The organism is Shewanella sp. ISS20, assembly GCF_056522965.1.
Genome location: NZ_JAWRZK010000001.1, coordinates 3,244,874 through 3,258,104, shown reverse-complemented (window position 1 = coordinate 3,258,104; position 13,231 = coordinate 3,244,874). Strand labels below are relative to the sequence as shown.

11 protein-coding genes are annotated in these 13,231 nt (G+C 47.4%); 9 read left to right on the top strand and 2 right to left on the bottom strand.

Annotated elements, in window-relative coordinates; translation table 11 throughout:
• Nucleotides 1-31 precede the first annotated feature (31 nt).
• Nucleotides 32-247, bottom strand: coding sequence for a hypothetical protein (locus AC1HDP_RS14825; protein WP_479639335.1), 216 nt, complete (start codon nucleotides 245-247; stop codon nucleotides 32-34).
• Complete coding sequence (locus tag AC1HDP_RS14820) at nucleotides 207-920, bottom strand: LysR family transcriptional regulator (protein WP_479639334.1); 714 nt, start codon at nucleotides 918-920, stop codon at nucleotides 207-209. The genes AC1HDP_RS14825 and AC1HDP_RS14820 overlap by 41 nt, the downstream gene beginning before the upstream one ends.
• A 107-nt stretch (nucleotides 921-1,027) precedes the next feature.
• On the opposite strand from AC1HDP_RS14820, the gene AC1HDP_RS14815 reads away from it, so the two are divergent.
• The 9 genes from AC1HDP_RS14815 (at nucleotide 1,028) to acnD (ending at nucleotide 13,184) form a co-directional block, all read left to right on the top strand.
• Nucleotides 1,028-1,537, top strand: coding sequence for a lactoylglutathione lyase family protein (locus AC1HDP_RS14815; RefSeq protein WP_479639333.1), 510 nt, complete (start codon nucleotides 1,028-1,030; stop codon nucleotides 1,535-1,537).
• 323 nt (nucleotides 1,538-1,860) lie between these two features.
• Entirely contained in the window at nucleotides 1,861-4,062 is a 2,202-nt protein-coding gene (katG, locus tag AC1HDP_RS14810; RefSeq protein ID WP_479639332.1) for a catalase/peroxidase HPI, read from the top strand.
• 267 nt (nucleotides 4,063-4,329) lie between these two features.
• A complete protein-coding gene (locus tag AC1HDP_RS14805) occupies nucleotides 4,330-5,235 on the top strand; it encodes an acyltransferase (protein ID WP_479639331.1) in 906 nt (301 codons plus the stop codon).
• Between the two features lies 1 nt (nucleotide 5,236).
• Nucleotides 5,237-6,178 (top strand): acyltransferase, encoded by a 942-nt coding sequence (locus AC1HDP_RS14800; protein WP_479639330.1) that lies wholly within the window; start codon nucleotides 5,237-5,239, stop codon nucleotides 6,176-6,178.
• 251 nt (nucleotides 6,179-6,429) lie between these two features.
• Entirely contained in the window at nucleotides 6,430-7,224 is a 795-nt protein-coding gene (locus tag AC1HDP_RS14795; protein ID WP_479639329.1) for a tetratricopeptide repeat protein, read from the top strand.
• Between the two features lie 392 nt (nucleotides 7,225-7,616).
• Nucleotides 7,617-8,354: a GntR family transcriptional regulator gene (locus AC1HDP_RS14790; RefSeq protein ID WP_140930573.1), complete on the top strand. Its 738-nt coding sequence runs from the start codon at nucleotides 7,617-7,619 to the stop codon at nucleotides 8,352-8,354.
• Complete coding sequence (prpB, locus tag AC1HDP_RS14785) at nucleotides 8,347-9,225, top strand: methylisocitrate lyase (protein WP_479639328.1); 879 nt, start codon at nucleotides 8,347-8,349, stop codon at nucleotides 9,223-9,225. Before AC1HDP_RS14790 ends, prpB begins: the two co-directional genes overlap by 8 nt.
• 145 nt (nucleotides 9,226-9,370) lie before the next feature.
• The gene (gene prpC / locus AC1HDP_RS14780) at nucleotides 9,371-10,495 is read left to right on the top strand and encodes a bifunctional 2-methylcitrate synthase/citrate synthase (RefSeq protein WP_479639327.1); all 1,125 of its coding nucleotides are present in this window, start codon (nucleotides 9,371-9,373) and stop codon (nucleotides 10,493-10,495) included.
• A gap of 94 nt (nucleotides 10,496-10,589) precedes the next feature.
• Entirely contained in the window at nucleotides 10,590-13,184 is a 2,595-nt protein-coding gene (gene acnD / locus AC1HDP_RS14775) for a Fe/S-dependent 2-methylisocitrate dehydratase AcnD (protein WP_479639326.1), read from the top strand.
• Nucleotides 13,185-13,231 lie beyond the last annotated feature (47 nt).

The following is a 13,231-nucleotide window of genomic DNA, read 5'->3' as shown; positions in this document are numbered from 1 at the left end:
TATTGAGCTGTGCCTCGCACCTAACTTATGACTAAGCCTCTAGCGGCATAGGCGCTATGATACTGCGCACCGACTCAAGCAAGGCGTGATAACGCGCAGGCAGTTGCCGATGGCGTTTATGCAAAGCGTAAAGGGTTTCATTCACGCTTAAGGGCGATTGATAACATTGTATGCTTGTTGAAATGGCAAAATTATCAACGGCACTCTTAGGCAATACCGTAAAGCCTAAGCCTAATGACACAGGCACTAAGATTTGCGTAGCCACTTACAGGCAATTTATCTAATTGCAGCTGGAGTAATTTATCATTGCCGCAATAACTACAAAATAGCGATAAATACTGCATAGCATCTGGGTGCTTAATTAAGCCAAGCTCGCTAAGCGCAGCGATATCGACAGGCCCGCTAAAGCTTGCTGGCAAGACCAAACATAAAGGTTCATAACCAATCACTTTCGAGTCATAAAGCCATTTATGACTAAGATGCGTCACAACCCCCATATCAATAGCGCCAGACTGAATTTGCTTAAGAATCGATTGGTTAGGAGCAACTTCAAGCATCATAGTTAGCTGCGGATATTGCTTTTGTAGCGCTAACATGCGCGGATATAAACTTAAGGCAAGCGCGCCAGAGCATGCCAGACGGCACTGGCCGATATATGCCTCATCTTCTCCCAATGCCGTTAATAACTCACCTTGTTGCCGCTGCAATTGCTGCGCATATTCATATACCTTGCGGCCAGCTTCAGTGAGCTCAAAGCGTTTATGGGAGCGCTGCAGTAACTCATAACCACAGGCTTGCTCTAACTTTTTAAGCTGTTGACTGACCCCAGGTTGAGTCATAAACAACTTATCAGCGGTGCGGGTAAAACTGCCAAGCTCAACCAAGGTGGTAAAGGTCTGCAGCCATTGTTGATTAAGCACGCCTCTCTCCATAAATAATAATTATCAATAGCAGAATAATTGATAATTTTATGTATAGATACCAAGCCAGTAAGCTAAACAGGATAACTTAACTGACCGAGGTCACTATGACGCCAACAACCACTTATCCACGCAGTTTTTCCCATATAGGAATTTCAGTTCCCGACTTAGAAGCCGCCGTTAAATTTTATACTGAGGTTTTAGGTTGGTACTTAATCATGGAACCCACAGAAATCATTGAAGATGATTCTGCCATCGGTGAAATGTGTACCGATGTGTTTGGTGAGGGCTGGGATCGTTTTCGCATAGCGCACCTATCGACAGGCGATCGCATAGGGGTTGAATTGTTTGAGTTCAAAAACCAAGAAAACCCAGAAAATAACTTCGAGTATTGGAAAACCGGTATTTTCCATTTCTGCGTGCAAGACCCGAATGTGGAAGAATTAGCCGAAAAAATTGTGGCTGCAGGCGGTAAAAAACGCATGAAGGCGCCGCGATACTATTTTCCAGGCGAAAAACCGTATCGCATGATTTATATGGAAGATCCGTTTGGGAATATTCTTGAAATTTATAGCCACAGCTATGAATTACACTACAGCGCAGGCGCTTATAAATAGCTCAAATAGTTGTGCGCTTAAGTTAACTTAAGCTCATTTAAGCGAGCTTTAACCAGACAACCAAAGCATAAGCCCAAACCTTGGGCTTATGCTTTGTCGCAGAACTCTTAAATTCCCACCAGCAACAGCATCCATCACGCCAAGCTTAAGTTCTCTAGCTAAGCTACTAATATTGCACCGGTAAAACTACTGATCCTAAATAACCGATTACCACGATTGCTAAAACATCAGAGTAAGTGATTGAGGCTCAACTATATTCAAATTCACGGACGATGCGTATAGCTAGTTCATACTTTCACCCCAAATAGCACGAGGTAACTAATATGAGCAATAGTAATGATGCCGGTAAATGCCCGGTTATGCACGGTGGTAACACCCATGTTGGTGGGCAAGGTAGTCAAAATATGCAGTGGTGGCCAAACCAACTCAATCTTAACATTTTGCATCAACATAGTCGTCAAGCTAACCCCATGGACGATGATTTTAATTATCGCGAAGCCTTCATGACGCTAAATTTAAGCGAGGTTAAACGCGATATCGAGCATCTACTCACTCATTCTCAAGATTGGTGGCCTGCCGATTATGGCCATTATGGCCCTATGATGATCCGCATGACATGGCATTCCGCAGGCACTTATCGCACTGGCGATGGCCGCGGCGGCGCAGGCACAGGTAATCAGAGATTTGCCCCGCTTAATAGCTGGCCTGATAACGGTAACTTAGATAAAGCCAGACGCTTACTTTGGCCCATTAAACAAAAATACGGCCACAAACTTTCTTGGGCAGATTTGATTATTTTAACCGGCAACGTGGCATTAGAATCCATGGGCTTTAAGACCTTTGGTTTCGCTGGCGGTCGCGAAGATATTTACGAGCCAGAAGAAGATATCTATTGGGGCGCAGAAGATAAGTGGCTGGGCAATAAGCGCTACAGCGGCGATCGCGAGCTTGAAAATCCATTAGCCGCCGTGCAAATGGGACTAATTTATGTCAATCCAGAAGGCCCAGATGGCAATCCAGATCCAGTCGCCTCTGGGCGCGATGTGCGCGAAACCTTTGCCCGCATGGCCATGAATGATTATGAAACTGTGGCCTTAACTGCTGGCGGTCATACCTTTGGTAAAGGCCATGGCGCGGGTGACGCTTCATTAGTGGGGCCTGAGCCAGAAGCCGCGCCCATAGAGCAAATGGGCTTAGGCTGGAAAAGCAGCTATGCCAGCGGTAAAGGGCGCGATGCTATTACTAGTGGTATTGAAGGCGCTTGGACTCCGACCCCAACCACATGGGATAACAGCTATTTTGATATGCTACTCGGTTATGAATGGCAGCTAACTAAGAGCCCTGCGGGCGCGCAGCAATGGGCGGCGATTAATCTTAGCGATAGCAACCATGCGCCAGATCCTGCCGATAGCAGCAAAAAAGTGCGCATCATGATGACTACCGCCGACATGGCGATGCGAGAAGATCCTGAATATCTTAAAATTTCCCAGCATTTTCATAAAAATCCCACTGAATTTGCCGACGCCTTTGCCCGCGCTTGGTTTAAATTAACCCACAGGGATATGGGACCAAAATCCCGTTATTTAGGCTCAGAAGTGCCCGCTGAAGATTTAATTTGGCAAGATCCACTGCCTGCTAATACTTACGATCTGATTGATGCCAAAGACATTGAAAGCCTGAAACACACGATTTTAAGCTCAGGCTTAACAGTTACGGAACTTGTATATACAGCATGGTCATCAGCGGCTACCTATCGCGGCTCAGATCACAGAGGCGGCGCTAATGGCGCGCGCATTCGCCTCACGCCGCAAAAAGACTGGCAGGTCAATCAACCTGCGCAATTAGCTAAAGTCCTTGCCACCCTCGAAGGGATAAAATCCGATTTTAATGCCGCGCAACAAGCCAATAAAGCCGTATCCCTTAGCGACATCATAGTGTTAGCGGGTAATGCCGCCATTGAAAAAGCTGCTGCCGATGCGGGAGTCAAAGCGCCCGTGCCCTTTAGTGCAGGTCGCACTGATGCAATTCAAGATAATACCGACCCAGAATCTTTTGCAGTACTAGAGCCTGCGGCCGATGGCTTTAGAAATTACAGTAAAACCCGCTATACAGTGCCCTGTGAAGAAATGCTTATCGATCGCGCTCAGTTATTAGGCTTAAGCGCCCCGGAAATGACAGTGCTGATTGGCGGCATGCGTGTACTCAACGCCAATTTCGAGCAATCCGCCCATGGCGTGTTTACCCATAAGCCTGGCGTTCTTTCTAATGACTTTTTCGTTAATCTTTTGGACTTAACGACCGATTGGCGCCCAACCTCAGCGGAGGCTGAAGTCTTTGAAGGTCGAGATCCTATCGGCAAAGTTAAATGGACCGCGACTCGGGTCGATTTAGTCATAGGCTCAAACTCGCAGCTACGCGCCATTGCCGAAGTCTATGGCGCTAGCGATGCCAAGACTAAGTTTGTGCATGACTTTATCAAGGCATGGAACAAGGTGATGAATGCCGATCGTTTCGATCTTAACTGATTTGCTAGCGCTCCAAGCCATTAAGCTAGCGCTAGCTTAAATCTAAATAGCCTATCTATGAGATGGGCTATTTTTTTGCTCTCAGCGCCAAGTAAGCTCACGGGCTCAACAGCAGCAACCCAAAACTTAGCTTAGATGAACACTTGTTAATAATTTGCAGAAACAAACCACAAAAAACCGCCTTATTATCAGACTATGCAACCAAAGTTTGAGGAAATGCTACACAGGAGTTACCATGACGCCTCAATTTGTGGGAGGAAAAAGTACATGACGCTGTTGTTGTCGCGCGTTCGAGGCTCATTGGTTTTTACCGGTTACATTATCAACACTTTATTTTGGGCAACGCCACTGCTGCTAATCAGCCTGCTTAAGTTGATCCCAGCCACTAGCTTACAAGCGCATTGCAGTAATGTACTTAATTTTCTCGCCAGCTGCTGGATTAGCTGTAATGGTTGGATGGAAAGAAATCTGCATCCGATTCAATTAACGGTTACTGGCAATGCAAAGCTCAGTAAAGATAACTGGTACATGGTGATAGCCAATCATCAATCTTGGGTTGATATCTTGATTTTGCAGGGAATATTTAACCGCAAAATTCCTTTCCTAAAATTTTTTCTTAAGCGTGAATTGATTTATGTGCCAGTACTTGGGCTGGTATGGTGGGCATTAGATTTTCCGTTTATGCGCCGCTATAGCCCAGCTGAAATTAAAAAGAATCCAATCCTCAAGGGCAAAGACATTGAAATCACCCGTAAGGCCTGCAGTAAATTCAAACATACGCCAGTAAGCGTGATGAATTTTGTCGAAGGCACGCGCTTTAAAGCGGTAAAGCATGCCAAGCAAAGCTCGCCGTTTAATCATTTATTAAGACCTAAAGCCGGCGGCATGTCGTTTGCATTAGCGGCCATGGATGAAATCAATACCTTAGTGGATGTCACCATTCATTATGCCGATGGTGTGCCGAGCTTCTTTGACTACTTAAGTGGCAAGGGCGGTAAGGTCAATGTGGATATTCAAGTGCGGCCCATTACCGCGGCTATGCGCGGCGATTATCAGCATGATCGCGACTATAAGCAGCAGTTTCAACAAGAACTAAATATGCTCTGGCACAGTAAAGATAAGTTGTTATGTCAATTACATACCGAGCCAAATCGCATGAGAGGTGAAAACTAAGATGTTGAATTTTCTACCAGGGCCACTGTTATTTTTACTCTCAAGCGGCTTGCTCATCATTAACACTACCCTTTGGGCTGGGCTGATTAGCCTTGGCGGGCTACTCAAATTGCTGCTGCCTTGGCAAGCGGCGCGCACTCAACTGACCCGAGTATTAAATCGCTTTATGTGGGCTTGGGCCACAGGCAATGGCGGCATTCTAAAACTAATTGCCAATATTGAGTGGGATGTCAAAGGTTTAGAACACTTAGATAACAATGCTTGGTACTTAATCATCAGCAATCATCTTAGTGGTTTTGATATCGCCGCCCAAACTTATGTGCTGCGTAACCATATTCCCATGCTGAAATTTTTCCTCAAACGAGAGTTGCTCTACGTGCCTTTTATTGGCCTTGGCTGCTGGGCATTAGATATGCCATTTATGAACCGCACCAGTGCTGAAAAATTAAAAAAGAACCCCAAACTTAAAGGGAAAGACATGGAAACCACTCGAAAGTCTTGTGAGCGCTTTCGTTTGTTACCTACCACCATAATGAACTATGTCGAAGGTAGCCGCTTTAATGAAGAAAAACGCCTACGCCAGCAATCACCTTATCGCTATTTATTGCGGCCAAAAGCTGGCGGCAGTGCCTTTGCCCTAGCGGCCATGGGCGAACAATTTACCCATGTATTAGACATAACAATCGTGTACCCCGATGCCCCTAAAGATATTTTATCAAGCGTGATGCATGGCAAGGTCAAGCAAGTGGTGATGCGTATTAAGCCGCGCCCCGTGCCAGTGGTCGATGACCAGCGCTATGGACAGGATGCCAGTTATCGCGTTGAGTTTCAGCGTTGGCTCAATCAAATTTGGGCTGAAAAAGATGATGAAATCCATCAGCTATTACTTGAATACCAAGCTAAAACCACCAGCTACCCGGCCTTAATCAATTCACAAAGCTAATTTTTAACCTTGAGTGCAACATGAGCCTGAAGACGCTACTTTTCAGGCTCATATCTTTACTCCCTTTTATTTCCTACTATTTATTCCGCCCCGATTTTTAGCCTTCCTAAGCGCCATATTCGGCCGAGAGTTCACACAACAATGCGTAAAGTGCTGAGCGGATCGCACCTAACGGCTTTAGATAAATGATAAAATCTTACAATACAAACAATAACTTAGCTTATGCTAATATGCCAAAATAAGAAGTTATCATGAAGAAATCCCTGTCCGCTACCTTAATGTTATTAGTCGCAAGTGTTGGCGCTCATGCTAACTCACAGCCTACGGCGACTGAGTCGTTCAAGCAACAATTGAGCTTAGCCGAGCAAGGTAACGCCGAGGCTCAATATACAGTTGCGACCATGTATTCACGCAGCCAAGGCGCGCCGTTAAATAACAAGCAAGCAGCCCATTGGTTTCAACAAGCCGCCGAACAAGGCCATAGCCAAGCGCAATTTAACTTAGGCATTAGCCATACCTTAGGGCGCGGCGTGGCTAAAGATGATCAATTAGCCATGCAATGGCTACAACAAGCGGCCAAACAAGACAACGCCGACGCCCAATTTCACTTAGGTAACATGTATCAAAATGGCCGCGGCATGACAGCCGATATCAACCAAGCTATTACCTTGTATCGTCAGGCCGCTGAACTTGGCCACGCTGAAGCTCAGTTAAACTATGGTTTTATGTTCACCAATGGTCAGGGCGTTACTAAAGATGATAAACAAGCCGTGCACTGGTTTACTCAAGCCTCAGAGCAAGGCTATGCCGATGCGCAAAACAATTTAAGTATCATGTATGCCTTGGGCCGCGGCGTGGAAGCTGATGATAAACTGGCTTACATGTGGGCTAATTTGTCGCACTATAACGGCGGCACAGGCGATGAACTCACTGAAATGCTTAGCCATAAGATGAAAGCTAGTGATAGACGCCAAGCGATTGAAATGTCGAGCATTTGCCTTAAGCAGCAATACAAAGGCTGCGATAAGCTTAGCGAAAGTCGCTAGTCTGCTCGATTGCAACCAGCCAAGCTTGAGTCTTATTAATGGCGCTAACTAACCATTAGCGCCTTTATGCCATCAAGGCATCAAAAAATAGCAGATTGGCGCCATCGCCCTCGACTAAATCCTCCTGTCATAGCTTGCTCAACCACATCTAACCTTATTCATGCCTGCCGAAGGTTATCCAAACTCATCTTCCCAGCCCTTACTAAGCAGCTAACACACCAAGCATTGTTAACAATAAATATTCACAAAAAAATTCAAACATGATTGGCAATTGATTTATAAAGATTTAAATAACTACCCAAGCCATTTGGTTGGTTATTAGTTAATTTATTGTTGACAAGGTGAGCGCGCGGGCATAAGTTCTGATTAACTTTTAGCCAAATGCGATTGTTATGGATAACGATACTTTGATGCCAGCAGCCCCCCATCTTAAACCGGCGAAATTAGGCCGTTTGGTCGATAGACTCTTGCTACAACTGCAAACCAGCATAATCAAAGGCGAAATTCCCTCTGGCAGTAAAATCAACGAGCAAGAGGTCGCCGAGCGCTATGGCATTAGTCGCGGCCCTGCCCGTGAAGCCTTGCAAGCCCTTGAGCGCCAACGCTTAGTGGTTCTCATCCCCCACATAGGCGCTAGAGTCGCGCGATTATCCATCACTGAGCTTAACGAGCTGTATCAACTGCGCAGCGTATTGGAAGCCATGGCCTGTGAGCTTGCGGCTCAAAACATTACTCCTGAGCAATTAGACAAGCTATACAAGTTAATCGATATCCAGCAGTTAGCCCTGAGTCATAGCGACCCGTATTTTCAGCAGCAAGGGGATATCGACTTTCATTATCAAATCATTGAGGCCAGTGGTAATCGCCACTTGCAAGCAACCTTAATGGGCAGCCTTTATCATTTACTACGCATGTATCGCTATCAAACCTCAAATCACCAACGCCCAATTCAAGCCATTGCCGAACACAAGCTAATAGTTGAAGCCATAGCCGCCAAAGATGGCGAATTAGCCGCGCTATTAATGCGCCGCCATATAGAGCGCGGGCGGCAAAGCACAGAACTCAAACTCAGAGCCCTACAAGGCGCAAGCCTTGAGTCATCATTACCTAAGGAATCAAGCCATGAATAACAGCGCCGGACGCCGATTTAGACAAGCTCTTGCCAATGCTAAGCCACTACAAATAGTCGGCACCATGAATGCCTACTTTGCCAAAATGGCTGAGCTGTCGGGCGTTGAGGCCATTTATCTTTCAGGTGCTGGCGTGGCTAACGCTTCATTTGGTTTGCCCGATCTTGGTATGACTTCAATGAATGATGTCTTAATTGATGCTAGCCGCATTACTTCGGCCACCCAAGTGCCATTACTGGTAGATATTGATACTGGCTGGGGCGGCGCATTTAACATTGGCCGCACCATTAAAGAATTTGAAAAGGCCGGCGTTGCCGCAGTGCACATGGAAGATCAAGTCGCCCAAAAACGCTGTGGTCATCGCCCCAATAAAGCTGTGGTGAGCATAGATGAAATGGTCGATAGGATTAAGGCCGCAGTCGATGCCCGCACCGACAAAGACTTTGTGATCATGGCGCGCACCGATGCTGTCGCCGTTGAAGGGCTAGAGGCTGGCATTGCCCGCGCGCAGGCTTACTTAGAAGCGGGCGCCGATATGATTTTTGCCGAAGCCCTGACTGAATTAGAGCAATACACCCGCTTTCGCGCCGCCGTTAACGCCCCGATTTTGGCCAACATGACGGAATTTGGGCAAACCGAATTATTTAGCACAGAGCAACTCAGCCATGCCGGCGCCGACATGGTCTTGTATCCACTCAGTACCTTTCGCGCCGCCAATCAGGCTGGTTTAGAAGTCATGCAGGCGCTGCTTAACGATGGCCACCAGCGCAATGTGGTCAGCAAAATGCAGACCCGCAAAGAGCTGTATCACTTCTTGGGCTATCACGCCTTTGAAGACAAGTTAGATAAGCTTTTTAAGCAAAACCCATAGGCAAATACAGTAATTAGCAACAGTAGTCAGCAAGATTACAACTAGCTTCACAACAGGGGCGTAGCCCGCGGTCGTTGTTAACCCTATCAGTTAGCTCAGCTATCTGAGGCAATGGATAATAAGAACACGTTAAAGAGGGATATTTATGACGGACAAGAAATTAAGTGGCGCAGGACTTCGCGGGCAATCGGCGGGAGACACTGCATTGAGCACAGTGGGCGTGTCAGGTTCTGGCTTAACCTATCGCGGTTATGACATTAACGATCTGGCGGCTAATACTACCTTTGAAGAAGTTGCCTATTTAATTTTGTACGGTGAACTGCCGACCGTCAGCCAACTTAAGGACTATCGCACTAAACTCAAAAGCCTGCGCGGTTTACCGCAAGCCTTAAAAGAAGTGTTAGAGCGCATTCCTGCCTCGGCTCATCCTATGGATGTGATGCGCACCGGTTGCTCTATGCTAGGCAATCTTGAGCCTGAGCACGATTTTTCGCAGCAAAGTCAGGTAGCTGATCGTTTGCTTGCCGCCTTCCCTTCCATCATTTGTTATTGGTATCGCTTTAGCCATGACGGCGTGCGCATTAATACCGAAACCGATGATGAGCAAATTGGCGCGCACTTCTTGCATTTACTCCATGACCGCCGCCCGCTCGATTTACACGTGGCCGCCATGGACGCATCCCTCATTCTGTATGCTGAGCATGAATTTAATGCCTCTACCTTTACCGCCCGCGTCTGCGCCTCGACCTTATCGGATATGCATTCGTGTGTGACTGGCGCCATAGGTTCACTGCGCGGCCCCTTGCATGGCGGCGCTAACGAAGCGGCCATGGAATTAATTGAAACCATGACAGATGCTAGCGATGCCAAGGCTAAGTTAATGGGTATGCTTGAGCGTAAAGATAAAATCATGGGCTTTGGTCATGCCATTTATCGAGAGTCCGACCCACGCAACGCCATCATTAAGGTGTGGTCGCAAAAGCTTGCGGCAGAATATGGCGATGCCCGTCTTTATGATGTGTCGGTAGCTTGCGAAGAACTAATGTGGGAGCAAAAGAAGCTGTTCTGTAATGCTGACTTTTTCCATGCCAGCGCTTATCACTTTATGGGCATACCGACTAAGTTATTCACCCCGATTTTTGTGTGCTCACGTTTAACCGGCTGGGCGGCGCACGTGATGGAGCAGCGCTCGAATAACCGCATTATTCGCCCAAGTGCTGACTATGTTGGGGTTGCGCCGCGCACTGTTATTGCCATCGAAAATCGCTAATGGCTAATGGCTAAGAATTAGGTCCCGCATAGCGGCACACAGTTAATCACGAGACTGAGCCTTGGGTCAGTCTCACCCTTTAGTGGATAAACTCATGAATACTGCCTATCTCAAACCTTTACCAGGCACAGGGCTGCAATACTTTGATACTCGCGCCGCCGTTAATGCCATTAAGCCGGGCGCTTATGATGCCTTGCCTTATTGCTCGCGGGTGTTTGCCGAAAACTTAGTGCGCCGCTGCAATCCTGCCAGCTTAACTGAATCTTTAACCCAAATTATTGAGCGTAAACAAGAGCTAGATTTCCCTTGGTTCCCTGCGCGAGTCGTGTGTCACGATATTCTTGGCCAAACCGCCTTAGTGGATCTCGCCGGCCTTAGGGATGCCATTGCCGATATGGGCGGCGATCCTGCCAAAGTGAACCCTGTGGTGCCGACTCAATTGATTGTCGATCACTCACTTGCCGTTGAACATGCAGGCTTTGAAGCCGATGCCTTTGCCAACAATCGCGCCATTGAAGATAGGCGCAACGATGACAGATTTCATTTTATCAATTGGACTAAAACCGCCTTTAAGAATGTGGATGTGATCCCGCCCGGCAATGGCATCATGCATCAAATCAATTTAGAGCGGATGTCACCGGTTATTCACAATGACCATGGCATCGCCTATCCAGATACTTTAGTCGGTACAGATAGCCATACTCCCCATGTGGACGCCCTTGGCGTGATAGCCATAGGTGTGGGCGGACTTGAAGCAGAAAGCGTCATGCTTGGCCGCGCCTCATGGATGCGTTTGCCTGATATCGTTGGGGTTGAGCTCACAGGTAAACCAGCGCCTGGCATTACTGCCACTGACCTAGTGTTAGCTTTGACTGAATTTTTACGCCAGCAAAAAGTGGTGTCTTGCTATCTTGAGTTTTATGGCGAGGGCGTCAGTCACTTAACCTTAGGTGATCGCGCCACTATCTCTAACATGACCCCAGAATATGGCGCCACGGCCGCCATGTTTTATATAGATCAACACACCTTAGATTATCTAAAGCTCACTGGGCGCGAAGATAAGCAAGTAGAGTTAGTGGAAATCTATGCCAAGCAAGCGGGCTTGTGGGCTGATAGCCTGAAAACCGCCCACTATGAGCGCACTCTTAGCTTTAATTTATCAGCCGTAGTGCGCAATATCGCAGGACCCTCCAACCCACATAAACGGGTAGCGACCAGTCAATTAGCCGCCCAAGGCATTACTGGTGCTTACCAGCAACAAGGTGCTTTGCTGCCCGATGGCGCCGTGATTATTGCTGCCATTACAAGTTGCACTAATACCAGTAATCCCCGCAATGTGATTGCCGCAGGCCTCTTGGCACGCAACGCCTTAGCCAAAGGTTTGAGCCGTAAGCCTTGGGTTAAAACCTCATTGGCACCGGGCTCAAAAACCGTTGAACTTTATCTTAAAGAAGCGCAGTTACTGACAAGCCTTGAAGCCTTGGGCTTTGGCATAGTGGGCTTTGCCTGCACTACTTGTAACGGTATGAGTGGCGCCTTAGATCCTGTGATTCAACAGCAAATCATCGACCGCGACCTTTACACTACCGCAGTATTATCGGGTAATCGCAACTTTGATGGTCGCATTCATCCTTATGCTAAACAGGCGTTTTTAGCCTCACCGCCATTAGTGGTGGCTTACGCCATTGCCGGCACCACGCGCTTTGATATCGAAAAAGACGTGCTTGGCATAGATAAAGAGGGGCGCGCCGTCACCCTTAACGATATTTGGCCAAGCGATGCCGAAATAGATGCGATAGTGGCCGCGAGCGTTAAACCTGAGCAATTTAGACAAGTGTATGAGCCCATGTTCAAGCTTAATGTCGATTATGGCGCGCACATTAATCCCTTATATCAGTGGCGCCCACACAGCACGTATATTCGCCGTCCGCCGTACTGGGAAGGGGCGCTCGCCGGTGAACGTAGTCTTAAGGGTATGCGTCCTTTAGCCGTACTTGGGGATAATATTACCACCGACCACTTATCTCCTTCTAATGCGATTATGGCGGACAGCGCTGCGGGGGAATACTTATCTAAAATGGGATTGCCTGAGGAAGATTTTAACTCTTACGCGACTCATAGAGGCGATCATCTCACCGCCCAGCGCGCCACCTTTGCTAACCCACAGCTAACCAATGAAATGGCGATTAAGGATGGCAACATAGTTAAAGGCTCGCTTACTCGCATTGAGCCAGAAGGGCGCGTTATTCGCATGTGGGAAGCCATAGAAACCTATATAGCCAGAAAGCAGCCATTATGCATTATTGCTGGCGCTGACTACGGTCAAGGTTCGAGCCGAGATTGGGCGGCTAAAGGCGTGAGGCTCGCTGGAGTTGAAGCCATAGTCGCCGAAGGCTTTGAGCGTATTCATCGCACTAACTTGGTAGGCATGGGCGTATTGCCGCTGGAATTTATCCCAGGGACGAATCGCCATAGTTTAGCCATTGATGGCACTGAAACCTTTGATGTGTTTGGCGAGCGTACCCCAGGCGCCATCTTAACCTTAGTGATTCGCCGCCAAAATGGTGAAAACCTAGAAGTGCCAGTGACTTGCCGCCTAGATACCGCGGAAGAAGTCTCAATTTACGACGCAGGCGGTGTATTACAACGCTTTGCACAAGACTTTTTGGCCAGCTCAGCGCATTCATAAAGTTAATTAGTTGAATGATTGAATGATTGAATGATTGAATGACTGAT

Coding starts and splice junctions, on each gene's coding strand:
- AC1HDP_RS14815 (WP_479639333.1), top strand. CDS start 1,028: ATGACGCCAACAACCACTTATCCACGCAGTTTTTCCCATATAGGAATT.
- katG (WP_479639332.1), top strand. CDS start 1,861: ATGAGCAATAGTAATGATGCCGGTAAATGCCCGGTTATGCACGGTGGT.
- AC1HDP_RS14805 (WP_479639331.1), top strand. CDS start 4,330: ATGACGCTGTTGTTGTCGCGCGTTCGAGGCTCATTGGTTTTTACCGGT.
- AC1HDP_RS14800 (WP_479639330.1), top strand. CDS start 5,237: ATGTTGAATTTTCTACCAGGGCCACTGTTATTTTTACTCTCAAGCGGC.
- AC1HDP_RS14795 (WP_479639329.1), top strand. CDS start 6,430: ATGAAGAAATCCCTGTCCGCTACCTTAATGTTATTAGTCGCAAGTGTT.
- AC1HDP_RS14790 (WP_140930573.1), top strand. CDS start 7,617: ATGGATAACGATACTTTGATGCCAGCAGCCCCCCATCTTAAACCGGCG.
- prpB (WP_479639328.1), top strand. CDS start 8,347: ATGAATAACAGCGCCGGACGCCGATTTAGACAAGCTCTTGCCAATGCT.
- prpC (WP_479639327.1), top strand. CDS start 9,371: ATGACGGACAAGAAATTAAGTGGCGCAGGACTTCGCGGGCAATCGGCG.
- acnD (WP_479639326.1), top strand. CDS start 10,590: ATGAATACTGCCTATCTCAAACCTTTACCAGGCACAGGGCTGCAATAC.